We start from the raw sequence: 25588 nt of genomic DNA, 5'->3' as shown, positions 1-25588 counted from the left end.
GTTCTCCTCCCTATCGCCCCCATTCCTGCGCGTGACCGTTTCCTCGCAACGCGGAATGTCCTGATTTCAGCATGCCTATCTGAATGGTCATGTAAAATGAAAAATTGCCTATAACCGATACTCGGATGGTTATATGTTTGATGGCTGTTCTTTTCCGATCCGGACCACCTTATCAATGAGAGCTGATGCTATGTTAAGAGCGCTGCCGGTTGAGGCAACGATCTGCGGCACGATCATCCATTCCACCATCCAAGCGGCGCCGGAGCGTTCTTGCTCGTGCACCATTGCCTGATGCAGGCCACCCATTTGGGCAGCGTTGAAGCGAGCAAGACTGACCAGTATCTCTGCCCCCACCGGATTTTGCTTGTGCGGCATCGCCGATGAGCCGCCCCCGCCGGTCAAGGAGAGTTCCTCACCCATCTCAGCCATGAGCGCGATATCCTGTCCGAATTTTCCCAGAGTGCCTGTGAGAAGCGAAAGCAGATTGCCGAACTCGATGATGAATGCGCGTTGGCTGTGCCATTGTGGACTATCGTGCAGCTCGAGCTTTTCGGCTAGCAGTGCACGCAAGGCTGGTGCTTGATCGCCGAATTTTTCAAGCGTTCCGGCGGCGCCTCCGAACTGCACGGGAAAGGAGATAGCGTTCAACTTCGTGCCGTAAGAGGAGAGGGGGTTCTTCCAGCTCGAGATGCGGTCCGATACAGTTATGGGAAGAGCTGCCTGCATACGCGTATAGCCGGTCAGCGCGTTCTTTCCGAACGTCACATCAAGCCACTCGTAACGCTGTACCAGTTGTTGGATTCGTCCATAGAGAATTGTGCTTATGCGCTTCAACCGCAAAACAAGACTTGTATCGATGACATCCTGGCTCGTCGCACCGAAATGAACATACTCTTCGTAATCTTTGCCCACAGCCAGTTTTAGCTCTTTTACGAGCGAGGGAATAACCACACCATCACGCGCTGTGGCCTTTGCCAGACCGGAGATGTTGGGCTCAAACGTTTCTATCGTTTGCGCGATCGCAAGTCCTGCCTGGGTTGGTATCAGGCCAAGATCGGCTTGCGCCTCAGCCAAAGCCGCTTCGTAACGCAACATTTGGGCAATATCGGCTGCTGCCGTAAACAGGCTCAATATCTCTTCGTCATCGCCGAAGAGCTGCGTCAGAAATGGATGTTCGAAAACCGAGATACTCATGCGTCAAATATCGAAAAAGACGGTTTCTTTCTCGCCCTGTAGATAAATATCGAAATGATAGATGCTGCCCTCGCGCCGACCGATGAGGGTTTCCACCCGGCTGCGATGTTCAATGCGAGCCAGGATGGGGTCCTCTGCATTGGCATCGGCCTCGTCGGAAAAATACATCCTTGTCTGCAAACCGAGATTAATGCCACGAGCCACGATCCACAAGGTGACGTGCGGCGCCATGAGGCGACCATCCCGGAAAGGAACGCGCCCGGGCTTGATCGTCTCGAAAGTAAATTCGCCCGTGTCCATATGGCTTGGACAACGACCCCATCCGCGAAAGCCAGGCGCGGCCTTGCCACCGGTTTCAGAAGGGCTGTTATAGAGGCCACGCGCATCAGCTTGCCATATTTCGACAAGTGCATCCCGCAATGGCGCCCCCATTCCGTCAATGACATGACCTCTAATGGTGATGCGTTCTCCCGGGGTCTCCTCACCATAAAGTGGTCCGGACCCAAGATCCTGCTCGAAGACACCGTTGATCCCGACAAAGTTCGGGGTCAATCCAATATGGACATATGGACCGGCGGTCTGCGAAGCGGTTTCTTTCAGATAACCGAGAGATTGCACCATATCAGTTACCCTCCTGGCGATTTTCGAAGAGAGTTGAACGGCGTCCGCGCAACACGATGTCGAACTTGTAAGCGAGCATATCCATCGGCAGATTGGCGTTCATGTCCAGTGGCGCGACCAGCCGTTCGACAGCAGATTTGTCCGGGATGGTTTTGACGATCGGACAGATCCAGATCAACGGATCGCCCTCAAAATACATCTGCGTAATGAGACGTTGCGCAAAGCCATGGCCGAATACCGAAAAATGGATGTGAGCCGGACGCCAGTCGTTCACGCCATTTGGCCAGGGATAAGGACCCGGCTTGATGGTCTTGAACCAGTAATAGCCGTTGTCGTCGGTGATCGTGCGACCGACACCGCCGAAATTGGGGTCGATGGCTGCCAGATAGGTTTCTTTCTTGTGGCGGTAACGTCCGCCGGCATTGGCCTGCCAGAACTCCAGCAATGCGCCCGGAACGGGCCGGTTGCATTCGTCGAGGACGCGCCCATGCACAAGGATGCGTGGACCTATCGGCATCTCACCGGGGCGCGCATAATTCAGGATGAGATCGTTATCCAGTTCATGCAGCATATTGTGCCCGAACACGGGGCCGGTGATTTCACTTTTGGTGCCTTCAAGCGAAAGCAGCGCGCGGGTAGGCGAACGGAGCACAGAGGTCTTGTACCATGGCGTATAAGCCGGTGGATGCATCGACAGATCGCGCGCAAAGAATGGTGTTGTCTCCGGCAGACTGTTTTTCATTTTTCGGCTTCCCCCGCATCCATCTGCGCATAAGTCTGCTTGGCGATCTTGAAAGCGTGGTTCGATGCCGGAACTCCCGCATAGATAGCAACATGCATCAATGCTTCGCAGATGTCCTCTTTGGTCGCGCCCGTATTTTTTGTAGCGCGTATATGCATGGCAACTTCGTCGTCTTGCCCGAGTGCGGCCAGAAGCGCAATCGTGACGATCGAACGCTCCCGTTTGGTCCAGCCCGGGCGCGACCAGACAGTTCCCCATGCGGCTTCTGTTATAAGCTCCTGAAACGGCGCATCAAGGTCGGTCGCGCTGTTTGAGGCGCGATCGACATGCGTATCGCCCAGAACCGAACGGCGCACATTCATGCCGATCTTGTAACGTTCCGACCGCACGGCATTGTCAGCCATGGTTATTCTCCATGCTCAAATCTGTTTGAAAGAAAATTGCGCAATAGCGAGACATAGGCGTCGGGCTGTTCAACGCAGGGGATATGGCCGCAGGCGGAAATCTCCGCGTAATCCGCCTCAGGAATGAAATCTGCCAGTTCGCGCACAATCGCAGGCGACGTGGAACCGTCCTGATCGCCGGCGACGCACAGGGTAGGTACGGTGATGCTCTTGGCCGCTTCGGTAAGATCGGCAGCGCTTAGCGCGACGCAGGTGGCCGCATACCCGTTGAGCGGTTGCCGGACGAACATATTGCAATAGGCGCGATAGGCAAAATTGTCGGGGCGGCGATAGGCTGGCGTAAACCAGCGCGACATCGTAGTGTCGAGAATGCTTGCGAGGCCGTCTTGCTGAATAGCGGCGATACGTGCACCCCACATATCTGGAGTGCCTATCTTGTGGGCGGTATTGGACAGAACAAGACCTGCCACCAGATCGGGTCGCGCCGCAAAAACAGCTTGCGCAATCAAACCTCCGATGGAAAGGCCGCAAATGATCGCCCGCCTTATCGAAAGCTTATCCAGCAGTGCGGTGAGATCGGCGGCAAGCAGTTCGATCGTGTAAGGAGTGTTTCCGATGTCTGAAAGACCGTGACCACGCTTGTCATAGACGAGAATTGATGCGTCGTTGCGCAGGCGCTCGCGGACATCATCCCATATGCGGAAATCAGTTCCTAGCGAATTAATGAAAACCAGAACGGGCTTTTCGTCTGCTGCCCGTTGAAAGTCGTAATGAATGACGACGTCGTTTACGGATGCGAATTGCACGGCTTTCTCCTCTCCGCCCGCACTGTCCTGCTTTCAACTGGTTAAGTAAAATGATATTCTCAGCCAAAAATATAACTACAGGGTTATAGATCAGTGATTGGGAGCCGGATTAAATTTCGCCATTTGCATACGTTTGTTGAGGTCGCGCGACAGAAAAGTGTGGTCAAGGCGTCCGAAGTCTTAAGCATCAGTCAGCCGGCTGTGACCAAGACCATGCGGGAGCTGGAGGAAATTCTGGGCGTTCCGGTAGTGGAGCGCGACGGCCGCGGCATAAGGATAACGCGGTTCGGTGAAGTGTTCCTCCGTCACGCCGGGACAGCCTTGACAGCTTTGCGGCAAGGACTGGATTCCGTATCACAAGAGCTGGATGGATCAGGGGTGCCTATTCGCATTGGCGCATTGCCGACAGTTTCAACCCGGATTATGCCGAAGGCAATGAGCCTTTTTCTTGCGGAGAGAACATCCAGCCGGGTGAAAATCGTGACCGGCGAAAATGCTGTTCTTCTAGAGCAGTTGCGGGTCGGCGATCTTGATCTGGTCGTCGGGCGGCTTGCCGCACCTGAAAAGATGACCGGATTTTCTTTCGAACATCTTTATTCAGAGCAAGTCCGGTTTCTGGTGAGGGTGGGCCATCCATTGGCCGCCGGACATGCGGTCTTTGAAAAGCTGGCGGACTATCCTGTTTTGATGCCGACACGCAATTCGATCATACGTCCTTTCGTGGACCGGTTACTGATTACAAATGGCATCGGAGCCCTCCCGGTCCAGATAGAAACGGTTTCCGATGCCTTCGGGCGTGCTTTTGTTCGTGACAGCGATGCGGTGTGGATTATTTCAGAGGGCGTTGCAGCCAGAGATGTCTCGGATGGGAAGCTCGTTGCATTGCCCATCGATACAAGCGAGACAACAGGACCGGTAGGGCTCACAATGCGAACCGATATGGTGCAGAGCGCCGCGATGCAGATCCTGATCCAGACATTGCGTGAAGCTGCTGGCTTGAAGCCTTAGAATCCAACGCGGTCGGCCACTCAGTCAGGTAGCCGACCGCGCCAGCTGCGACGAGCTCCGATCGGAACTTATCGCCGGGGGTTGGGCAAAGGCTGATGGGCTTTCAGAACGGCAATCCGACATAGTTCTCGGCAAGTGCGGTCGAAGCAGCCTCAGAAGTGCAGAAGTAATTCAGTTCCGCTTCCTGCACCTTTTGATCGAACGGATCCATATCCGGGAACCGGTGCAACAGTTTTGTCATCGACCATGAAAAGCGCTCGGCTTTCCAGACACGGGCGAGCGCATTGCCGGAATAGGCGTTAATACCGGCTTCCGACCTGTCGAGGTAGAACTCTCTCAGCCCCTCGTAAAGATAGTGCACATCGCTGGCGGCGAGATTCAGTCCTTTTGCACCTGTCGGGGGGACAATATGGGCGGCATCGCCAACAAGGAATAGCCGCCCGAAGCGCATCGGTTCGGCCACGAAGGAGCGCAGCGGGGCGATGGATTTCTCGAAAGATGGTCCGATTACCATGGTTTCGGCGTGATGTGCCGGAAGACGTCTGCGCAATTCATCGTAGAAACGCTGGTCGCTCCAGTCTTCGATTGTTTCGTCAAGCGAGCACTGAATATAATAACGGCTGCGCGTGAGGGACCGCATGGAGCAAAGTGCAAAGCCCCTTTTGTGGTTCGCATAGATCAGTTCGTGCGCAACGGGCGGAATATCGGCCAATATTCCGAGCCAGCCGAAAGGATAGACCTTTTCAAAAATGTCGACTGCTTTTTCAGGAACGGATTTGCGGCTAATGCCGTGATATCCGTCACATCCGGCGATGAAATCGCAATCGATACGATGGGTTTTGCCATCTTTCTCGAAGGTGACATATGGTGATGCCGTATCGAAGTCATGCGGTATTACGTTGCCCGCTTCGTAAATGCTGGCGGCGTTTGAATTCTGCCGTACCTCCATGAGGTCGTGCGTCATCTCGGTCTGTCCATAGACAGTGACACGCTTGCCAGTCAGCCGATACAAATCGACGCGATGATCGCGTCCGTCAGAAGCGAGCGAGAAGCCATCATGCGGCAGTCCTTCGACATGCAGGCGCGCTGATGCTCCCGCCTCGTCCATCAGATTGACAGTGCCTTCTTCCAACACACCGGCGCGCACCCGGCCCAGAATATAATCCGCGCTGACGCGGTCCAGCACGATATTGTCTATTCCGGCTTTCGTAAGAAGCTGTCCAAGGAGCAGACCCGAAGGACCCGATCCGATGATTGCGACCTGAGTGCGCATACATTCCTCCCAATGCAGTCTTCTTTCATTCTTGAGGGAACGGTCTGGCTGGCAATGGATAATTCCGGCAATTTATTGTACAAATCGAACATAATTGGAGGGCAGATGTCGGACAATTTTGTTCCAACGTATGAGCTTTATGGAGAAGACAACGAGCAGAAGCCGGATTTCTGGCTGCACTGCGAAACGCTTTTCTCACGATCGAGTCTGCACAATTTCGAGATTTCGCTGCATCGGCACGAAAGTTTCTTTCAGCTCTTGTATATCGAAAGCGGGGCGGGGCAGACGAATTTTGATGGAGCAGTCCGCCCGTTTCAAACACCATGTGCGATCTTGGTGCCGCCCGGTTTCAATCACGGGTTTGCATTTTCAAGAGATATAAGAGGCCATATCCTGACGATTTTGAGCCCTCATATACCGTTCGTCGGAGGGGGTACTGGCGGAGTGATGGCCGACTGGCTAATGCAGCCACAACTCATATCGATGAAAGGCGCAGACGAAGAGAATCTTGTGTTGCTCTCCTCTCTTCTGGGGCAAGTGCATGACGAGTTCCAGGCGAGAAAACTTTATAAAAACAGTCTGCTGGAATCTCTTGTTCAAGTTGCGTTCGTTTATATCCTAAGGCACGCATATTCTTCAAATCCGGCAAAGCCGCAAGAAAACCCTGTGTACGGGCGGGCTCGTATCGAACGGTTGCTGGAGCTGATCGACCGCTATTATCGAGAACACAGGCCCGTTTCATTTTATGCAAAATTGCTGGGTGTCTCGCCGACGCATCTCAACCGGACTGTCAAGCAACTGACAGGAGGGACGACACAAGATTTGGTTGCAAATAGACTGTTGGAGACGGCCAAGCGCGATTTGATAGCCATGCCATCCTCTGTGCAGCATATCGCTTATAGCCTCGGATTTTCAGACCCGGCCTATTTTTCACGTTTTTTCCTGAAATTGACGGGCGAAACACCGCGTGCGTTTCGCTTGAGGGAGCGAGAGCGTCTGGCCACCTATGACGCCCCGTCGTAAGGTTTAATTGGATTTTTCATCCTCTGGAGTTCATCTCAGCAAACTGCGCAAATCCGATTGAACCTGCAGCATCGCCGGGAGGAAGCGTTCGACCAGGCCACTTGTTTCGACGTGAGCCGCCGGCGCCCCGATATTGAGTGCTGCCACTACCGCGCCTTTGAAATTGAAGACGGGGACTGCGATGGAGCGAAGTCCCAACTCCAACTCCTGATCGTTGATTGCGTAACCTTGACTGCGAACGCGGGAGAGTTCCGCCATCAATGCAGCTATTTCAACTTTCGTAAAGGGCGTCAGCGCTTTCCTTTCGGTGCGTTCAAGAATCGCGAGTACGTCGGGCTCATGAAGCCCGGCCAGAAGCACGCGCCCCATCGAAGCGCAGTAGGCTGGGAGCCTGCTCCCAGCCATCAGGTTGATGGACATCACCCGCATCTGGGAAGCGCGCGCGATGTATACAATTTCCGTCCCATCCAGAACGGATGCTGAAGCACTTTCGCCGACTGTGTCGGACAATCGGTCCAGATGCGGCTGGATGATTGTCGGCAACGGCGTTGAAGAGAGATAGGCGTATCCGAGCCGGAGAATTCTGGGCAGAAGCGTGAAAAACTTGCCATCATATTCAGCATAGCCCAGCTCAGCGAGCGTGAGCAGACACCGTCGTGCCGTCGCGCGGTCGAGACCGGTAGCCTTTGAAACGTCCGCAATGGAAAGGCGTGTCTGGTCCTCGCCGAACGCTTCTATAACTCTCAATCCTTTGGCAAAGCCCCCGACGAAATCTGTGTCGCGCATGAAATCTCCTCATATGGCAGATATTTTGTGCGATATATGAACAAATGTCAAATATCGCACAAAATGTTTGACCCGTAGCCGATGCGATGGCTAACTCCAACGCGTTTAAGACCGGAAACGCTCGGTATGACTTGCGCGCTCCGGTAAGGAGGCGAAATGGACAAGACAAACGGAAGTCTGGCGGATGCAGTCGCCGGGATAGGTGATGGCGCGAGCGTCATGATCGGGGGATTTGGCGGCTCCGGTGCGCCAATCGAATTGATTCACGCCTTGATCGACAAAGGTTCGAAGAATCTGACGGTAATCAACAACAATGCTGGCAACGGTCGCATTGGTATTGCGGCCATGATCGACGCCGGGATGGTTCGGAAGATGATCTGCTCGTTCCCTCGCTCTTCCGATCCGCGCGCCTTCACGGACAAGTATATTGCCGGCGACATTGAACTGGAACTCGTACCGCAGGGTACACTTGCCGAGCGCATTCGCGCAGGTGGCGCAGGTATCCCAGCATTCTACACCCCGACGGCTTACGGAACGGAACTCGCCGAAGGCAAAGTCATAGCTGAATTTGAGGGGCGGCCCTATGTGCAGGAGCGCTGGTTGAAGGCCGATTTCGCGCTCATCAAGGCCCATCTTGGCGATACGCACGGCAACCTGACCTATCGCATGGCTGCGCGCAATTTCAATCCGCTCATGTGCATGGCTGCGGCGAAAACGATTGTGCAGGTGTCGAAAATTGTTCCGCTCGGCGGTATTGAGCCGGAAAATGTCATCACGCCGGGCATCTTCGTTGACGGCGTCGTTGAAGTTGCAAATCCGCAGCAGGAAGAAGAACTTATTCGCGCGGGAGTAACCTACGCATGATGATCGATGTTCACGATGACATCAAACTGTCCAATGCCCAGATCGCTTGGCGTGCCGCGCAGGATATTCAGGATGGTGCATATGTAAATCTCGGTATTGGCTTTCCGGAGATGGTGGCCCGCTATCAACCGGAGGGCCGCGAGGCAGTCTTCCATACCGAGAACGGCATTCTGGATTTCGGTGAAGCGCCGCCGGAGGGCCAGGAAGATTGGGATTTGATCAACGCTGGCAAGAAGGCCGTCACGCTCAAGCCCGGCGCGGCATTCTTTCATCACGCCGACAGCTTCGCGATGGTACGTGGCGGACATCTCGACGTGGCAATCCTTGGGGCCTACCAGGTTGCCCAGAATGGCGATCTCGCCAACTGGCGAGTCGGAGCCAAGGGGGTGCCAGCCGTCGGCGGCGCGATGGATCTTGTGCATGGCGCGAAGCAGGTCGTCGTCATTACCGAGCATGTGACGAAGAAAGGCGAGCCGAAACTGGTCGAAAAGTGCACTTTTCCTCTGACCGGGGTCGCATGTATTACCCGCATCTATACCAGCCATGCTGTGATCGATATCGACAGGGGGCGTTTTGTGCTGCGGGAAAAATTGGCGGCCATGACGCTGGAAGACCTTCAGGCCATGACCGGTGCGAAGCTTCATATTGACGGCCCGGTTGCCGATCTTGTCGTCCCCCAACTGTGAGGCAATGTCATGAGTGAAGCCTATATCTGCGATTATATCCGCACGCCAATCGGTCGGTATGGAGGCGCGTTGTCATCAATTCGCGCCGACGACCTTGGGGCCATTCCACTGAAAGCGCTTATGGAGCGTAACCGTTCGGTCGACTGGGAAGCTGTCGATGACGTCATCTTCGGTTCGGCTAATCAGGCCGGGGAAGACAATCGCAATGTGGCGCGCATGTCGCTGCTTCTGGCAGGTCTGCCAGTGGGAATGTCGGGAACCACAATCAACCGTCTCTGTGGCTCCGGGATGGACGCAGTCATAACGGCTGCACGCGCGATCAAGTCGGGCGAGGCAGAGCTACTCATCGCTGGAGGCGTGGAAAGTATGAGCCGTGCTCCCTTCGTCATGCCGAAGGCCGATAGCGCATTTTCACGCAAGGCGGAAATCTTCGATACGACCATCGGGTGGCGGTTCATCAATCCCCTGATGAAAAAGCAGTACGGCGTGGATTCCATGCCAGAGACAGGTGAGAACGTCGCTGAAGATTTTAACGTCTCGCGGCAGGATCAGGACGTATTTGCACTTCGCAGTCAGAAAAAGGCGGCAGCTGCGCAGGAGAATGGCCGTCTTGCAAAGGAAATAGTGCCGGTCACGATCCCACAACGCAAGGGCGAACCCGTCATTGTTGACCGAGACGAACACCCGCGCGCCACGAGCCTGGAAGCCTTGGCAAAGCTGGGTACACCGTTCCGCGAGGGCGGCACTGTGACGGCGGGCAACGCTTCAGGTGTCAACGATGGCGCGGCAGCGCTCATCATCGCGTCAGAGGCGGCCATCAAAAAATATGGCCTCACGCCGATTGCCCGCATTGTCGGCGGCGCTACGGCGGGTGTTCCTCCTCGCATCATGGGTATTGGTCCAGCTCCGGCGACACGAAAGCTTTGTGCACGTACCGACATCGCGACTGATGCGTTCGATGTGATCGAACTGAACGAGGCATTTGCGTCTCAGGGGCTGGCAGTCTTGCGCGATCTCGGAATTACCGACGATGACCAGCGTGTCAACCCGAACGGCGGTGCGATTGCTCTTGGACATCCGCTCGGCATGTCCGGCGCGCGTATCGCCGGCACGGCAGCGCTTGAGCTATCTCTCAATGGCGGCAAATTTGCTCTCGCAACAATGTGCATAGGTGTCGGGCAGGGGATTGCCATTGCGCTTGAACGCGTTTGAGCGCGCATGAGTGACAAATCCGACGTTTTTTCGCTCGGATTTGTCCTCTCCTGAAAAGCGCGCTACTTTTTCATTGTCGAGCGACTACAATATTGCTCGCGACTAACGATCAAGCTAGCATACCCCCATTACAACAACGTCGGGAACAACCCGGCGAACCAAAATGGGGAACATGTCGATGAAAATTGCTCGCCTTGCCCTTATGGGCACACTTCTCGCAACCGCACTCTATACCGGGTCTGCTGCCGCTCGCGATCTGACAGTCGTTTCCTGGGGCGGCAACTATCAGGATGCACAGCGCGAAATTTACTTCAAGCCATTCTCCGAGAAGACAGGCAAGCCATTGCTGGATGAGTCATGGGACGGCGGGTATGGTGTCGTTCAGGCTAAGGTGAAAGCAGGAAAGCCCAATTGGGATGTCGTGCAGGTAGAGGCGGAAGAACTCGCCCTTGGTTGTGCGGACGGTCTTTATGAAAAGATTGATTGGGACAAGCTGGGCGGCAAGGACAAGTTTCTCGACAGCGCAGTCAATGATTGCGGTGTCGGTGCGATCGTGTGGTCGACCGCAATCGCCTATAATGCGGACAAGCTGAAAGATGGTCCGCAATCTTGGGCCGATTTCTGGGATGTGAAAAAGTTTCCGGGCAAGCGTTCCTTGCGCAAAGGCGCCAAATATACACTTGAATTCGCACTTCTCGCTGATGGAGTGAGCAAGGACGAAGTTTACGATGTTCTCTCGACACCGGAGGGTGTGGATCGCGCATTCAAAAAGCTCGATGAACTGAAGCCAAATATCGTCTGGTGGGAAGCAGGGGCACAGCCGCTGCAATTGCTGGCCTCGGATGAAGTGGTGATGGCGTCGGCCTATAACGGGCGCATCACGGGCATAAACAGGAGCGAAGGCAAGAACTTCAAGGTGGTCTGGCCGGGCAGCATTTATGCTGTCGATAGCTGGGTGATCCTGAAAGATGCGGAAAACAAGGATGCGGGGCTGGATTTCATTGCTTTTACCAGCCAGCCTGACAATCAGGTGAAATTGCCGAAATATGTGGCTTACGGTCTGCCGAACAAAGAAGCGGCAAGTAAAGTGCCTGCGGAGTTCGCATCCGATCTTCCGACAGCGGAAGCCAACCTGAAAGACGCTCTTCCGCTCAATGTCGATTTCTGGATCGACAATTCCGAAGAGCTGACGAAGCGCTTCAACGCCTGGCTTGCGCAATAATTCGCAATTATGACCCCGTCCGCGCGACGCTGGCGGGGTTTCCCTGTTTTCCGGAAGATGGAGTAATTCATTGACGGACTGCCGCATTCGCTTCGAGAATATCAGTAAATCATACGGTGATTTCAAAGTTATAGACGGTTTGAACCTCGATATTGGCAAGGGCGAATTCGTGAGCCTGCTTGGCCCTTCCGGTTCAGGCAAGACTACGCTTCTGATGATGCTTGCGGGGTTTGAAAACCCGAGCAGCGGGACGATTTATGTCGATGGAAAGGCCATCAATGCGGTTCCATCGTATAAGCGTAATATGGGCGTTGTTTTTCAGAACTACGCGTTGTTTCCGCATATGACAGTCGGCGAAAACGTCGCCTTTCCGTTGCAGATGCGTGGTATTGACAAGGGAGAGACCGGCACGTTGGTGGATAAGGTGCTCGACATGGTGCAGCTTTCCACAATGCGCGAACGCAAGCCCTCGCAACTATCCGGCGGGCAACAACAGCGAGTTGCCCTTGCTCGTGCACTTGTTTTTGAACCAAGTGTGGTCTTGATGGACGAACCGCTCGGTGCGCTCGACAAGCAATTGCGCGAACAGATGCAACTCGATATCCGCGCGCTGCACAGCCGATTGGGATTGACGATTGTCTTCGTCACTCATGATCAAAGTGAAGCGCTGACCATGTCCGACCGGATCGCGGTCTTCAACAAAGGAAAAATCGAACAGATTGGCACACCGCGTGCGATCTATGATGAGCCGCAGACACGTTTCGTCGCCGAATTCATAGGTGAAACCAATCTAGCCGAAGGAACGATTGAGCGGGTGGAAGGCGCCTCCGCCTTTATTCGTCTGAACGACGGCGGCACGCTAACAGCATCATCAAAGGGAGCGTTGGCGATCGGGCAGAAAGTCCTCCTGTCCATCCGCCCCGAGCGTATTGAGCTCGGCCTCGAGAGCGGTTCTGATAATCTGCTGCGAACGCGCGTGATTGATAGCGTCTATCAAGGGGATCATCTTCGTATTCAGCTTGATGGTAGTGCTCATGATTTTATAGTGCGCCTCGACAGAAAGGCGCGCGAATGGATCCCCGGCACCGAGGTTGTCGCCGGTTTCAATGCGGCTGATTGCTGGACTATCGCCGCATGACGATTTTATCCGGCAAAACTGTTCGTGCGATATTTCTGATCGCGCCTCTGGTTGTCTTTATAGCCCTGTTTTTCCTGTGGCCGCTTGGGGTGATGATGAAGCAAGCCGTATCCGATACGGCGGTATTGCGTGTCCTTCCTCAGACAGCCGAGGCTGTAAGTCGGTGGGATGGGCAATCGGAACCATCACCGGATATGAAACAGGCCCTTGTAGCGGACCTGAAATCCTCGACAGATCAACAGGCAGTCGGGGATATGGTTCGTCGCCTGAACAGCGCTCAATCCGGCTTTCGCACGTTGATGAGCAAAACGCTTTCAGCCATCGAAAAGGACGCCCCTGTTCCAGATCTCGAAATGATCGACAAGCGCTGGAGCCGGCCGGAGTTCTGGCGGGCGATTGCCAATGCGCTTTCCCCGACAACTGATCGCAACTTGCTCGCAGCGGTGGATATGGAACGTGACGCATCCGGTGATATTGTCTCAATGGCACCTGGTACCTCGGCCAATCGGGCGATTATGCTGCGTACCTTCTGGATCGCTGCGCTGGTGACGCTCGCCTGTGCAGCGATTGGTTACCCCTATGCCGTCCTGCTGGCATCATCTACGGGCTGGATCAAAAGCGTGCTGTTTGCTGCAGTTTTGCTGCCGCTCTGGACATCGCTACTGGTACGAACCGCTGCCTGGTTCATACTTCTGCAGGATAAGGGACTCATCAACGATACGCTGATCTGGTTCGGCATTACCGATACGCCTTTTCCTCTGATTTTCAACAGGGCAGGTGTGGTGATCGCCATGACGCATGTGCTTTTACCGTTCATGGTGCTTCCAATTTATAGTGTGCTCGTATCGATCCCGGGCAATCTCATGCCCGCTGCCGCATCTCTTGGCGCGCCACCGTGGAGAGCTTTCCTGCGGGTGCTGCTGCCATTGAGCATGCGCGGTATCGTTTCGGGCATGTTGCTCGTGTTCATGAGCGCAATTGGCTACTACATCACTCCGGCGCTAATCGGTGGACCGAGCGATCAGATGATAAGCTCGATCATCGCCTATTACGCCACCGGTTCGGCCAACTGGGGCATGGCTGGTGCACTCGGGCTCGTGCTGCTCGTGGCCTGTCTGATACTATACGCGGTCTACGGGCGGCTCACCGCCGACAATCCCCGGAGGGCATGAAGATGGGGCGCTTCGCGAGAATCATATTCGGTGTAGCTGCTGTGACCTTTCTGATCGCACCTCTGTTTGCAATCCTTCCGCTGGCTTTTACCTCAAGCGTGTTTCTCACCTATCCAGTGCCTGGCTGGTCCGCGCGCTGGTTCGAGGAGCTCGCGACAGCTGAGGTTTGGCGGCGCGCAATTGTCAACAGCCTCATCATTGGTTCAGGGACAATGATATTGGCAACCGTGCTGGGTACGATGGCTGCGCTTGGTTTGCGCAGCAGGATTTTGTTTTTTTCCGGCCCCATTAAAACGCTGTTCCTCTTGCCTATGGTCGTGCCTGCCGTTGTTCTGGGCGTCGGCATGCAGTTGCTGTTTGTCCGGCTCGGTATCGCGAATTCCTATCTCGGCGTGATTGTTGCTCACACCGTGATTTCGATCCCTTTCGTTCTCGTGAGCGTTACGGGCGCTCTGGCTGGTATCGACCGGCGTGTCGAATTGGCGGCCGAGAGCCTTGGCGCATCCCCCTTGACCGTGTTTCGAAGAATCACGCTTCCACTCGCCATGCCGGGTATCGCTTCCGGTGCGGTGCTGGCATTTGCCACGTCATTGGATGAAGTTGTGCTGACGCTGTTCGTGGCCGGTCCAAATCAGCGCACCCTGGCGCGCCAGATGTTTTCGACAATTCGTGAAAATATAAGTCCGGCTATCGCTGCTGCAGCCTTTCTGTTTATTGCTGGAACCGTGCTTCTGGGACTTGCGGCGATAACACTCCGTAGAAAGCGCACGGGCGGAGCAGTCTCCATTTGAGGCTGCCACGATATTCCTCTGGGGCGGTACTATTCCCCGTGCGTTAGCGATCAATTCGCGTCGAGAGGATGATGGACGACATTGTGCGCTCGACCCCTTCCAGCGCGCCTATGCGATCCAGAACTGCGTCGAGCTCCTGTATGGACGGAGCTTCCACTACAACGATCATATCGAAATGTCCGCTGACAGAATGAAGCGAGCGGACAGCCATCATGCCGCGCAATGCTGTTTCGACTTTTGGCGCGAGCTTGGGCAGGGCAGTCACTAATACGTGGGCGCGCACCAGATCACGCTCGAATTCCGGAGCGATTCGCACCGTATAACCCTCAATAACCCCTCGCTTTTCGAGCTTCTCGATACGGCTTTGCACGGTGGTGCGAGACACTCCGAGGCGTCTTGCGAGGTCGGCTGTCGAGGCACGGGCATTTTCGCGGAGGAGTGCGATGAGGGTCAGATCGGCTTCTGTCGTCATAATGCATATTAGATACGTCAATATGTGCAAACAAACAACGTCATATCGTCGGTTTGTATGCTTCTTTTTGCATGGAACTATGCGATTCTTGCATATCCGAATTGCATTCCAAGGGGAAATTTACATGAAAGAGATCGTTGTTGTCGGTGCAGGCAAAATCGGTGCAACCATTGCCGATCTTCTCGCTTCCACAGGCGAGTATGCCGTTACCGTTGTCGACCGCTCTCGGGCGCAGCTTGATGCACTGGAATCGGGTGCAGAAGTCAAGACACAGGCACTCGATATTGAAGATGCGAAGGCTCTCGAAGCTGCTCTGACCGGCAAGTTCGCCGTATTGAGCGCTGCTCCGTTCCATCTGACGACCCGCATTGCAGAAGCTGCGGCCAAGGCAGGCGTTCACTATCTCGACCTGACTGAAGACGTGGCGAGCACGCGTCGTGTCAAGGAACTGGCCAAGGAAGCCAAGACCGCCTTCATTCCACAGTGCGGCCTTGCTCCCGGCTTCATCTCCATCGTTGCCTATGACCTTGCGAAGCGTTTCGACAAGCTTGACAGCGTTCGTATGCGCGTTGGTGCACTGCCGCAGTATCCCTCGAATGCTCTGAACTACAACCTGACCTGGAGCACCGACGGCGTCATCAATGAATATATCGAGCCGTGCGAAGCTATCGTGAACGGCGAACTGACCGAAGTGCCCGCTCTTGAAGAGCGCGAGGAGTTCTCGCTTGATGGTGTCACCTACGAAGCTTTCAACACTTCAGGCGGCCTCGGCACGCTCTGCGAAACGCTGGAAGGCAAGGTGCGCACGCTCAACTACCGCACCATTCGCTATCCTGGCCACGTGGCGCTGATGAAGGCGCTTCTCAACGATCTCGGCTTGCGTCATCGCCGTGAAGTGCTCAAGGACATCTTTGAAAATGCCCTGCCAACCACTCTTCAGGACGTGGTAGTTATTTTCGTAACTGTTTCCGGCACCAAGAACGGCCGTCTGGTTCAGGAAACCTACGCAAACAAGGTCTACGCCGCTCCTGTTGGCAAGATCATTCGCTCGGGCATCCAGATTACGACGGCCTCGGCAATCTGCGCCGTGCTCGACATGCTCGCCAAGGGCAATCTTCCGCAGCAGGGCTTCATCCGCCAGGAAGACATCACGCTCGAAGCGTTTCTCGCGAACCGCTTTGGCAAGGCCTATGCACAGGAAGACCATTGCGCACGCATGGTTGCCTGATAGCTCCTGCCGCATGAATTGGGCCTGTTGCGCTTGTGCGCAGCAGGCCCGTTTGCGTTTTTGGTGGCGACGGTCTCTGCCCTACCAAAGTCGCAATTGAATAGGATCGCGTTTAGGCGCAAGCCCGATTCAAACTGGCGGATGGAATATGTTCGTCCGCGTGATTGTGTCCCTTTGTGCGCCCGAATTGAGTACGTTCGGGATGCGCTTTGAAGAAGTAGGAAAGTCATGTTGAAATCAGTTGTGCTGGCCGGTCTGGCCTCAGTCTTTCTCGCTTTGCCCGTTCAGGCGAAGGAATGGACGGAAATCCGTATCGCCAGCGAAGGCGCATATCCTCCGTTCAACTATATGTCTCCAGACGGCAAGCTTGAAGGTTTCGATCTCGATATAGCGAATGCGCTTTGCGAAGCGATGGAAGCGAAATGCACGATCGTCGCCAATGACTGGGATGGCATGATCCCCGGATTGCAGGCCAGCAAGTTCGATGCAGTCATTGCTTCGATGGCCATCACCGAAGAGCGCGAAAAGCAGGTGGCCTTCACGGAACGCTATTATACGACCCCGCTTGCGGTTGTCGTGCCGAAGGACTCCGATATCACCTCGCTTGATCCATCAGCTTTCGATGGGAAGACAGTTGGCGCGCAGGCTGGAACCACGCAGGGCAACTACGCGGATGACGTCTACAGCAAGGCGGGTGCGGACGTGAAGCTCTATCCGACTGCCGATGAAGCCAATGCCGATCTTGAAAGCGGGCGTCTGGACGCCATTGCCGCAGACAAGTTCCTCGCTGCCGACTGGCTGAAAAAGCAGGGCGCCAACTGCTGCAAGTTCCTCGGCGATATTCCGGGTTCCGAAACGAAGATCGCGGTTGCCCTTCGCCAAGGGGATGACGATCTGCGCGAGCAGTTCAACGCGGCTATCAAAAAGATCCGTGACGACGGCACCTACGAAACGATCCGCAAAAAGTATTTCGATTTCGACATCTATTGATGCCAAAATTTCATCGGGCGCTCTCTTGATGTCAGGAGCGTCCGGTGCTTCAGTCTCAAAACACACGAGAGGCGGAGCATTGTCCCAAATTGATAAGGCTCCAATAATATAAATATAACAAAGAAATAAAGGGAACGACCATGCTGAAAGCCATCCTATTTGCAGGCGTTGCTTCTGTCATCGCTGCTCTGCCAGTGCAGGCCAAGGAATGGAAGGAAATCCGGATCGCAAACGAAGGTGCGTATCCGCCTTTTAATTTTGTGGCCGCTGATGGTTCGCTGCAGGGCCTCGATATCGACATAGCCAATGCTCTGTGCAAGGCCATGGATGCCAAGTGCACGATTGTTGCTAACGACTGGGATGGAATGATTCCAGGGCTCAAATCGAACAAATTCGACGCAGTCATTTCGTCGATGAGCATTACGGAAGAGCGTAAAAAGGAAGTCGCGTTCACCGACAAGTATTATTCCACTCCGCTTTCTGTCATCGTGCCGAAAGACAGCACGATCACATCTCTGGATGCCGAGGCTTTCAAGGGAAAATCGGTTGGCGCCCAGGGATCGACGACGCAGGGGAATTATGCGGAGGACGTCTACGGCAAGGCAGGCGCTGATGTTAAGCTATACCCCACTGCAGATGAAGCCAATGCCGACCTGAAAAACGGGCGTCTCGATGCTGTCGTTTCAGACAAATTCCCGATCACTGATTGGATCAAGGGCGACGGCGCGGATTGTTGCAAGCTTATCGGCGATATTCCCGGTACGCGGACCGATACCGGCATTGCGCTGCGTCAGGGCGATGACGATCTGCGGGAACAGTTCAATGCGGCGATCAAGAAAATTCGCGACGATGGGACTTATGCCGCGATCATGAAGAAATATTTCGACTTCGACATCTACTGATTGCTTGTAAAAGACACAGCTCTTTGCTGTAAGCAACAACGCGCCGCCTGAAACGGCGCGTTTATTCTTTATTTTTGTGGATGCCAAAAATGCCGATTCAGCAACAAGATGTCATCGTTCTGGGTGCGGGTATTGTCGGTGTGTCCACGGCATTGCACCTGCAGGCGCGCGGTCGTTCGGTTTGCCTGATCGACAAAAGCGAACCCGGCAATGGCACCAGTTTCGGCAATGCCGGCCTGATCGAGCGTTCAAGCGTCATACCCTATTCCTTCCCGCAAGGTTTCTGGACACTCGTCCGCTATGGCATGAACCGCCGCTCGGACGTTCGCTACAACCCATTTTACTTACCGAAGATGGCGCGCTGGCTGTTTCAGTATTGGCGGGAATCGTCGCCAGAGCGGCTGAAGGTCGCGACGAACGCCATGCTTCCTTTGATTGAGGCGAGCGTTCGCGAGCATGATACCTTGGTGGCCCAGTCCGGCAGTGAGAAACTGATCCGGTCGCAGGGGTGGATCGAAGTCTTCCGGTCATCTTCGGCATTTGACGCAGCAGTGCGCCGTTTGCCCGATCTGCAGCGCTTCAAACTATCCTATGACATTCTGGATGCAGCGGCTTTGCGCCATCGCGAGGCGTCGCTTGGCGATGTGGCTGGCGGCATTCACTGGCTCGATCCGAAGACCGTCGTTAACCCGGGAGGTCTGGTCAAAGCCTATGCCGATTTGTTTATCAGAAACGGTGGTGTCTTCGTTCGTGGCGATGCCGCAACCTTGGCGCCGGATGAAAACGGCTGGCAGGTAACGACGCAAGACGGCATTGCGCATGCGCGTGACGTGGTTGTGACGCTCGGTCCGCAATCAGGCCTCGTCTTCAGGAAATTTGGCTATCCCATTCCGCTCGGCATCAAGCGCGGCCACCACCTGCATTTTACAATGAAGGATGGCTCGCGGCTCGGCCATACTGTGGTTGACGAAGAGGCGGGCTATGTCCTTGCGCCCATGGTGCAAGGCGTACGGCTGTCAACAGGCATAGAGTTCGCTTCACCTGATGCGCCCGCCAATCGTATTCAGCTCAGGAAAGACGAGAAGATTGCGCGCCGGCTGGTACCGCAGCTGGGAGACGCCGTCGAAACGACGCCGTGGCTTGGATTGCGTCCTTGCATGCCGGACATGCGGCCGGTTATCGGTGCCGCGCCGAAGCATAGGGGCCTATGGTTCAATTTCGGCCATGCTCATCATGGCCTTACGCTTGGACCTGCGACAGGGCGGCTGCTCGCTGAGATGCTCGTCGGAGAGGAACCGTTCGTCGATCCGAAACCCTATTCAGCAGAACGGTTTCTATAGTTTTGATCTAAAAATTTCGTGACAGGCTTGTCAGTGTCGGTGGAGCGGGGCTATCAATTGGCTCCACTCTCATATCGCGCAGTTGCGAACAATCGATCCGGAAAATCCAGTGAAAATGAAGCCTTTGGGCCGTACCGGCCTCACTGTCACCGAAATTTGCCTCGGCACCATGACCTGGGGCGTGCAAAATACCGAGCCGGACGCTCACGAGCAGCTAGACATTGCTCTTGATGCCGGTATCAACTTCATTGATACGGCTGAGGGATATGCCATCCCCATGAGCCCGGAAAGCTATGGCAAGACAGAGACTTATATCGGAACTTGGCTTAAGAAGACCGGAAAACGCGACAAGATTGTTCTGGCTAGCAAGATTGCCGGCGGCGGCAGGCAGAAGTGGATTCGAGATGGCGCCAGACCAAGCCGCAACAGTGTCCGGGAAGCGGTTGAAGATAGCCTGAAGCGGCTTCAGACGGACTATATCGACCTTTATCAGGTCCATTGGCCGATGCGAGCGCACTATCATTTTGGCCAGAGCTGGACCTTCGATCCTTCCACCACGAACGGCGCTGCAGAAACCGAACAGATGCACGACGTGCTGCTCGGACTCGGAGATATGGTTCGCGACGGAAAGATCAGGCACATCGGTCTTTCCAATGAGACAGCCTGGGGAACAATGCAGTGGCTTCGTCTGGCAGAACAGCATGGCCTGCCGCGCGTCGCCTCGATCCAGAATGAATACAGTCTTCTGCAGCGTCAGTTCGATTTTGACATGGCAGAATTGGCACTCTGCGAAGATGTTGGTCTGCTGGCCTATTCGACGCTGGCCGCCGGTGTGCTGACCGGAAAATATCTGGGCGGGAAGCTGCCTGCCGGTTCACGCGCAGCCATTTCCGAAGAAGGCCTCTGGCGAAACAACGTGCACTCCGAGCCAGCTGTTCGCGCCTATATCGATGTGGCAAAGAAGCACGGTCTGGACATTGCGCAGATGGCGATTGCCTTTACATTGACACGTCCGTTCATGACGTCGGCCATTATTGGCGCTACGACCGTCGACCAGTTGAAGGCGGATATTGCGGCCCACCAGGTTAAGCTATCCGATGATGTTTTCAGCGACATTGAGAAAGTGTACAGACAGTATCCACGTCCGCTTTAAGTCAATGAAAAATGCATGATAGAAGCCCGCCAACTGGCGGGCCCTTTCTATCCGGCAAGATAGATTTCGTGTTTGACGATCCATTGATCGATCGGTGTCTCGCTTGATGAACTGACGATCACCATTCGGTCGAAGCGCAGATTGCGGCCAGCAAGTGACCTTCTCAGGCGAGCCATTTCCGTTTCACGCAAAGCCTTATCAGCGACGCCATAGGCAAGCGAAACATGCGGGAGGAAAGTCGTGATGTCTTTTTCTCCGGATATGCCCAGCGTGTCTTGTTTCAATGCTATTAATGCAGGTGTTTTCTGCAATGCAGCATAGAAGGAGCGGAAATAAGCCTCGGTTCCGGTCACGTCTTCGATCCGAACATCCAGAGGTTTGCGACCGGCCGCAAGACTGAGCACCAGCTGCAGCAGTTCATCTGCTGAGCGCTTCATATCAGGTATCAGTGTCGCGTGCGGTTCAAATAGGGGTGAAGCAAAGCGGCCAGCCAGTTCAGTAACAATGGATTCAAGAAATCGGAAATCATCGAGGGCGGGACGCAGCCAGATGGAATGGAAAGTCATTGCTGGGGCATCCTCCCAATGCCGCGGTCGTTCTTGAGTGGTCTGACGCTGTTGCGCAGAATGAGCGGTAATTCGAGCATAACCATCCGAGGTGCCGCGTTTGGCGCGGCCTGGCGCTCGTCCAGCAACCGGATGATTTCGGCGGAAAGCCGTTCTGCATTCTGATCGAATGTCGTCAGCCGGTAAGCGCCCCATCGTGCCTCCGCAACATTATCAAAGCCAATGACCGAAATATCGTCGGGAATGGAGAGATTGAAGACGTCGCGCGCGCAGTCCATCAAGCCGAAAGCCATGAGATCGTTGACGCAGAAAATACCTTCGACGCGCTCTCTTTCGCCCAGAAGCAGAGAAGCCGCGCCGAAACCTCCGTCATAATCCGTCAATTCGCCACGCTGTACGCTGATGCTCAATCCGAGGCTCTTGCCTTTGGCGGTGAAGGCTTCCTCGCGTTCAACGAGATTGAGGCTGCCGACATTCGACGTTATGAGGCCCAGTTTTTTCATGCCCCGTGCCGCAAAGATCTCTACAGCGGTTTCGGCGGCAAGCCGATTATTGATGTGGATGTGGTCGGCTCCCTCTTCTGTTCGCCCGACGAGAATAAGGGTCTGGCCGTTTCGTTGGGCAAGCTCCACAAATGACGAGGAAGGCATGCCGGAAAGAACCACCGTCGCTTCCGCACGATAACGCAGCAGTGTTTCATGCGCGGCAGAGAGGTTCTCTCCGTGTTGGCCGGTTGGAATCAAAACAGGCACGCTGCCGCGCGCTGCGAGCCGACGGGAGAGTGCCGCGATCTGGCGTGAACGAAAAGGGCTATCCGGGTCTGCGGCAATCATGCCGACGATACGGCTGCGATTGGCGAGGAGGCCGCGTGCGAGGTCGTTGACCTGATACCCCAGCTTTTCTGCAGCTTTCAGCACTTTCTCCCGTGTTGCAGGCGAGACGCTAGCGCCTGGCGTAAAGGTGCGGGACACGGCGGAGCGCGATACGCCAGCCTCAAGAGCGACTTCATGAGCGCTGATAAACCGCGGCATGCTGTCCGCGATTTCCTGTTCTCGCTGGGTATCATTATCTGGCATTTCATCGCCCTACTTTTGAAAGGACATCGGCCCTGAGGAAGCGCTCGACCACGAACATGAAGGCAATCGACGGCACCAGCAATATCAATGCGCTGATCGATGCGATTTGATAATTGCCGCCGGAACTTGCTGTATAAAGCAGCAGGGGCAGGGTGGAAATATCCGGAGCGCCAACGAAATAAGTGCCGGTGAACTCGTCGAGCGATTCAAGAAAGACGAAGATCGCGCTTGCGAGGAGGCCGGGTGCGGCTATCGGCAGGGTGATGTCAAAGAATGTCTTGAGCGCTGATGCGCCCATTGAGCGAGCCGCCTCTTCAAGCTCGCGATCAATTGCTGAAAAGGCCGCCGTGGCGATCCACACCGCATAGACCAGACCGTGCGTGACATGTACCAGAACGACACCTGTAATCGTACCATTCAGGCCGAATGAGTAGAACATTTGGGCAATGTTGACGTAAACGGGCAGGTTGGGAAAAGCCTGCGGTATCAGAAGCGTCAGCAGGATCAGCCCGCGAAATGGCAGTTTCAATCGTGCGAGAGCATAACCGGCGGGAATGGCAAGGCCGAGTGAAACGATCACTGTCAGGGCTGCAATGATAACGCTTGTGCCAAGCGATGAGAGCGCATTGCCGCGAGGCGAAAACACATTTGCCCAGAATGAGAATCCATATTGAAGCGGCAGTGTGTGCGGGAAATACCAGCGCTCAGCGACAGCCCACAGGAGCAGGTTCGCGAGCGGTCCGAAGATCGCCAATGCCAGCAGGCCAAGCAATATACCGCGCGGTATCCAGCTCCAGTCGAAGAGGTTGCTCATTCAGCGTGCTCCTTCATGGTCTGGCGGAGGTAAACCCAGGCGACGAGGCTGGTCATGAGCAGTGAAATCGTACCCAGAGCATTTGCGACACCGTAATCTCCGTAGGCGTTGATGCGGAATGCCATGTTCGCCGTGATCATCGTCGGTGATTGCGCATTGATCATCAACGGCACGGACAAAACGGACATCATGGTGACAAAGCTCAGTATCAATCCAACGAGCAATGTCTGGCGGACTTGAGGAAGCACGATCTCGATGAGAATGCGCAGCCGTCCGGCACCGAGATTACGGGCAGATTCGATTGTGTTGCGATCAATGGATGCCATAGCACCCGCCAACAGCAGTGTGACGAATGGTGTCTGTTTCCAGACGAAGGCGATGACGATACCGCGCCAGTCCAGGAAGCTCATTGCCTGTAGCGGTGTGATCGCTCCGGTTTCGATGAGCAGGCTGTTCATCAAGCCGTTTTTGGCAAGAAAGGTGCGGAGTATCTGGCCAACGACGATGAAGGGGATGAAAAGCGGCCAGCGATAGAGCCAGCGCAGAACGGTAACTGCCCGCGGGTTGGAGCCGAGTGTCAGATAGCCACCGATAGCAATAGAGAACAACGCAATCAGCAGCGAAGACAGTGTGACGATGACAAAAGTGAAGATGATGTCGCTTGAATAAAGCTCGAATGCTTTGACGAAATTGCCGGTCCCCCATTCACCGGAAACATGGAAAGCTCCGGTGATTGCGCCGAAAAGCGGCACGATGAACAGCAACAGTACGATCGCCAGCGCGGGCGCGACAAGAAGAATCCCCGTCAGTCGATGCGGCATTCGAAACCTCATGAAAGTGAGCGTAGGAGCGCTCAGACTGAAGCCTCAGCCGAGCACTCCAATCAAAGTGGAGGCTTAGTTGCCTACCTGACGTTCATACGCTTCCAGAATCGCAGTGTTATAGGGCGCGATCGGGAAAGGCTTTCCAAATTTCGCAAGGTCGTCTGGTGAAATATCGGTGAAGAGCTTGTTCCAGGTATCGCCGTCCAGCTCTGCCTTGACATGATCGGCGTCGATGCCCGGATACCAGTTGAAGCGCTTGACGATGCCTTCGGCCTGCACCTTCGGGCTTGTCGCCAACGCAACAAACTTTTCGGCCAGTTCCTTGTGCGCACTCTTTTCCGGGATCACATAGTGCATCGGCTGTCCGGGCATGCCGGGTGCAGGGAGGACAAGTTTCATTTCCGGGGGCAGCTGTCCATTTGCCTTCCACGAATAGAACATGTCTACCCAGACCGGTCCCATCGCGATTTCGCCGCGGCTCAGCATGTCGAGCGTACCTGCGTTGCCCGGTGTCAGGGTGGCGTTCTTTGTAAAGTCCTTGAGCGAGGCAAATGCCTTATCCCAGTTCTTTGCTTCGCCCTCTTCAAATGGACCCTTCATAAGCTTGTCTGCGTCGCCGCCATAGGCATAAATCCAACCCATGACGAAGCTTACGCCCGAAGCGCCGCCCTTTATCCCGTTGTAGCCGAACTGTTTCGGATTTTGCTTGGCCCAGGCGACAAGCTCGTCATAGCTTTTCGGCGGGTTGGCGACGAGCGCAGGATTGTAAGCAAGAGCGGTCTGGCTGTTGAACATCGGCATGACATAGCCATCGACATCTGTGCCGAGCGCCATTTTTGCATTATCGCGGGTCACCAGCTTGCCGCTGTCGATTTTGCCACGATAATTTTCGAGGAACTTTGCTGTTACCATCGGCCCGACGAATTTCTCGTGGACGACAGCGACGTCAGTGTCCCACTTTTCCACGCCAGCTTTCGACTGGGCTTCGAAGCGCTCGAGAACCTTCTGCGATCCGGCATCGCCAGGACCGGTTCCGACCACGCGAACGGTCGTGCCGGGATTCTCCTTCTCGAACAACGGTCCAAGATACTGATTGATGTAATCGACCATGTTCTGGTCGCCTGCCGTGATGACAGTAAGTTCGTCGGCGGCGGCCGGTGCAGCGGTGAGGCCGATTGCCAGTGCCACGTTCAGGATAGTTCTCATGAAAGGACTCCTGTCTGAGACCGGGATTCCGGTCATACGATTGAAAGCAGATGCAGAGCATCCGGTGGTGATGTC

General features: G+C 55.0%; 27 protein-coding genes. 14 read left to right on the top strand and 13 right to left on the bottom strand.

Annotated elements, in window-relative coordinates:
• Positions 1 to 129: 129 nt before the first annotated feature.
• The 5 genes from J9800_RS02390 to pcaD are packed head-to-tail and all read right to left on the bottom strand — an operon-like array spanning position 130 to position 3767.
• Positions 130 to 1194, bottom strand: coding sequence for a 3-carboxy-cis,cis-muconate cycloisomerase (locus J9800_RS02390; protein ID WP_114214860.1), 1065 nt, complete (start codon positions 1192 to 1194; stop codon positions 130 to 132).
• Positions 1195 to 1197: 3 nt separating this feature from the next.
• Complete coding sequence (pcaG, locus tag J9800_RS02385; protein WP_210845419.1) at positions 1198 to 1815, bottom strand: protocatechuate 3,4-dioxygenase subunit alpha; 618 nt, start codon at positions 1813 to 1815, stop codon at positions 1198 to 1200.
• Position 1816: 1 nt separating this feature from the next.
• On the bottom strand, positions 1817 to 2557 hold the full coding sequence (gene pcaH / locus J9800_RS02380) for a protocatechuate 3,4-dioxygenase subunit beta (protein WP_114214862.1): 741 nt from the start codon (positions 2555 to 2557) through the stop codon (positions 1817 to 1819).
• Positions 2554 to 2961, bottom strand: coding sequence for a 4-carboxymuconolactone decarboxylase (gene pcaC / locus J9800_RS02375; protein WP_114214863.1), 408 nt, complete (start codon positions 2959 to 2961; stop codon positions 2554 to 2556). Before pcaC ends, pcaH begins: the two co-directional genes overlap by 4 nt.
• A 2-nt stretch (positions 2962 to 2963) precedes the next feature.
• On the bottom strand, positions 2964 to 3767 hold the full coding sequence (gene pcaD / locus J9800_RS02370) for a 3-oxoadipate enol-lactonase (protein WP_114214864.1): 804 nt from the start codon (positions 3765 to 3767) through the stop codon (positions 2964 to 2966).
• 93 nt (positions 3768 to 3860) lie between these two features.
• On the opposite strand from pcaD, the gene pcaQ reads away from it, so the two are divergent.
• Positions 3861 to 4775, top strand: a complete 915-nt coding sequence (pcaQ, locus tag J9800_RS02365; protein ID WP_114214865.1) for a pca operon transcription factor PcaQ — start codon at positions 3861 to 3863, stop codon at positions 4773 to 4775.
• A 103-nt stretch (positions 4776 to 4878) separates the two neighbouring features.
• Here the strand turns inward: pcaQ and pobA are convergent, their stop codons facing one another.
• Positions 4879 to 6048, bottom strand: coding sequence for a 4-hydroxybenzoate 3-monooxygenase (gene pobA / locus J9800_RS02360; RefSeq protein ID WP_114214866.1), 1170 nt, complete (start codon positions 6046 to 6048; stop codon positions 4879 to 4881).
• 105 nt (positions 6049 to 6153) lie between these two features.
• On the opposite strand from pobA, the gene J9800_RS02355 reads away from it, so the two are divergent.
• The gene (locus J9800_RS02355) at positions 6154 to 7071 is read left to right on the top strand and encodes a helix-turn-helix domain-containing protein (RefSeq protein ID WP_114215057.1); all 918 of its coding nucleotides are present in this window, start codon (positions 6154 to 6156) and stop codon (positions 7069 to 7071) included.
• A 30-nt stretch (positions 7072 to 7101) separates the two neighbouring features.
• On the opposite strand, the gene J9800_RS02350 is transcribed toward J9800_RS02355, so the two are convergent.
• A complete protein-coding gene (locus tag J9800_RS02350; protein ID WP_210845417.1) occupies positions 7102 to 7857 on the bottom strand; it encodes an IclR family transcriptional regulator in 756 nt (251 codons plus the stop codon).
• Positions 7858 to 8013: 156 nt separating this feature from the next.
• On the opposite strand from J9800_RS02350, the gene J9800_RS02345 reads away from it, so the two are divergent.
• The 7 genes from J9800_RS02345 (at position 8014) to J9800_RS02315 (ending at position 14942) form a co-directional block, all read left to right on the top strand.
• A complete protein-coding gene (locus tag J9800_RS02345) occupies positions 8014 to 8721 on the top strand; it encodes a 3-oxoacid CoA-transferase subunit A (protein ID WP_112587538.1) in 708 nt (235 codons plus the stop codon).
• Positions 8718 to 9407 (top strand): CoA transferase subunit B, encoded by a 690-nt coding sequence (locus J9800_RS02340; RefSeq protein WP_114214868.1) that lies wholly within the window; start codon positions 8718 to 8720, stop codon positions 9405 to 9407. Before J9800_RS02345 ends, J9800_RS02340 begins: the two co-directional genes overlap by 4 nt.
• A 9-nt stretch (positions 9408 to 9416) precedes the next feature.
• Positions 9417 to 10619, top strand: a complete 1203-nt coding sequence (gene pcaF, locus J9800_RS02335; RefSeq protein WP_114214869.1) for a 3-oxoadipyl-CoA thiolase — start codon at positions 9417 to 9419, stop codon at positions 10617 to 10619.
• Positions 10620 to 10797: 178 nt separating this feature from the next.
• Complete coding sequence (locus J9800_RS02330; RefSeq protein ID WP_112587544.1) at positions 10798 to 11841, top strand: ABC transporter substrate-binding protein; 1044 nt, start codon at positions 10798 to 10800, stop codon at positions 11839 to 11841.
• A 70-nt stretch (positions 11842 to 11911) separates the two neighbouring features.
• Positions 11912 to 12979 (top strand): ABC transporter ATP-binding protein, encoded by a 1068-nt coding sequence (locus tag J9800_RS02325; RefSeq protein ID WP_114214870.1) that lies wholly within the window; start codon positions 11912 to 11914, stop codon positions 12977 to 12979.
• Entirely contained in the window at positions 12976 to 14151 is a 1176-nt protein-coding gene (locus J9800_RS02320) for an ABC transporter permease (protein ID WP_114214871.1), read from the top strand. The genes J9800_RS02325 and J9800_RS02320 overlap by 4 nt, the downstream gene beginning before the upstream one ends.
• A gap of 2 nt (positions 14152 to 14153) precedes the next feature.
• Positions 14154 to 14942: an ABC transporter permease gene (locus J9800_RS02315; protein WP_114214872.1), complete on the top strand. Its 789-nt coding sequence runs from the start codon at positions 14154 to 14156 to the stop codon at positions 14940 to 14942.
• 43 nt (positions 14943 to 14985) lie between these two features.
• On the opposite strand, the gene J9800_RS02310 is transcribed toward J9800_RS02315, so the two are convergent.
• Positions 14986 to 15414 (bottom strand): Lrp/AsnC family transcriptional regulator, encoded by a 429-nt coding sequence (locus tag J9800_RS02310; protein ID WP_061347140.1) that lies wholly within the window; start codon positions 15412 to 15414, stop codon positions 14986 to 14988.
• A 124-nt stretch (positions 15415 to 15538) separates the two neighbouring features.
• Between J9800_RS02310 and J9800_RS02305 the strand changes: the two genes are divergently transcribed.
• The 5 genes from J9800_RS02305 (at position 15539) to J9800_RS02285 (ending at position 21027) form a co-directional block, all read left to right on the top strand.
• Complete coding sequence (locus tag J9800_RS02305) at positions 15539 to 16642, top strand: saccharopine dehydrogenase family protein (RefSeq protein ID WP_114214873.1); 1104 nt, start codon at positions 15539 to 15541, stop codon at positions 16640 to 16642.
• A 228-nt stretch (positions 16643 to 16870) separates the two neighbouring features.
• Positions 16871 to 17632 (top strand): ABC transporter substrate-binding protein, encoded by a 762-nt coding sequence (locus J9800_RS02300; RefSeq protein WP_114214874.1) that lies wholly within the window; start codon positions 16871 to 16873, stop codon positions 17630 to 17632.
• A 140-nt stretch (positions 17633 to 17772) separates the two neighbouring features.
• Positions 17773 to 18534, top strand: coding sequence for an ABC transporter substrate-binding protein (locus tag J9800_RS02295; protein ID WP_114214875.1), 762 nt, complete (start codon positions 17773 to 17775; stop codon positions 18532 to 18534).
• 89 nt (positions 18535 to 18623) lie between these two features.
• Positions 18624 to 19874 carry an NAD(P)/FAD-dependent oxidoreductase gene (locus J9800_RS02290; RefSeq protein ID WP_114215058.1) on the top strand — a complete coding sequence of 417 codons (1251 nt, stop codon included), beginning with the start codon at positions 18624 to 18626 and terminating at the stop codon, positions 19872 to 19874.
• A 115-nt stretch (positions 19875 to 19989) separates the two neighbouring features.
• Entirely contained in the window at positions 19990 to 21027 is a 1038-nt protein-coding gene (locus J9800_RS02285) for an aldo/keto reductase (protein ID WP_210845654.1), read from the top strand.
• Positions 21028 to 21074: 47 nt separating this feature from the next.
• Here the strand turns inward: J9800_RS02285 and J9800_RS02280 are convergent, their stop codons facing one another.
• From J9800_RS02280 to J9800_RS02260, 5 genes are all read right to left on the bottom strand, one after another.
• Entirely contained in the window at positions 21075 to 21593 is a 519-nt protein-coding gene (locus J9800_RS02280; RefSeq protein WP_114214877.1) for a 2'-5' RNA ligase family protein, read from the bottom strand.
• Positions 21590 to 22669, bottom strand: a complete 1080-nt coding sequence (locus J9800_RS02275; RefSeq protein ID WP_114214878.1) for a LacI family DNA-binding transcriptional regulator — start codon at positions 22667 to 22669, stop codon at positions 21590 to 21592. The genes J9800_RS02280 and J9800_RS02275 overlap by 4 nt, the downstream gene beginning before the upstream one ends.
• A gap of 1 nt (position 22670) precedes the next feature.
• Positions 22671 to 23483: an ABC transporter permease gene (locus J9800_RS02270; protein ID WP_114214879.1), complete on the bottom strand. Its 813-nt coding sequence runs from the start codon at positions 23481 to 23483 to the stop codon at positions 22671 to 22673.
• Positions 23480 to 24304, bottom strand: coding sequence for an ABC transporter permease (locus J9800_RS02265; protein WP_114214880.1), 825 nt, complete (start codon positions 24302 to 24304; stop codon positions 23480 to 23482). The genes J9800_RS02270 and J9800_RS02265 overlap by 4 nt, the downstream gene beginning before the upstream one ends.
• Positions 24305 to 24379: 75 nt before the next feature.
• Positions 24380 to 25513: an ABC transporter substrate-binding protein gene (locus J9800_RS02260; protein WP_205315887.1), complete on the bottom strand. Its 1134-nt coding sequence runs from the start codon at positions 25511 to 25513 to the stop codon at positions 24380 to 24382.
• Positions 25514 to 25588 lie beyond the last annotated feature (75 nt).

Origin of the sequence: Ochrobactrum sp. AP1BH01-1, assembly GCF_018066705.1 — a bacterium.
GTDB lineage: Bacteria > Pseudomonadota > Alphaproteobacteria > Rhizobiales > Rhizobiaceae > Brucella.
The sequence above is the reverse complement of the archived record's forward strand: the minus strand, read 5'-3'. Positions and strand labels throughout refer to the sequence as shown.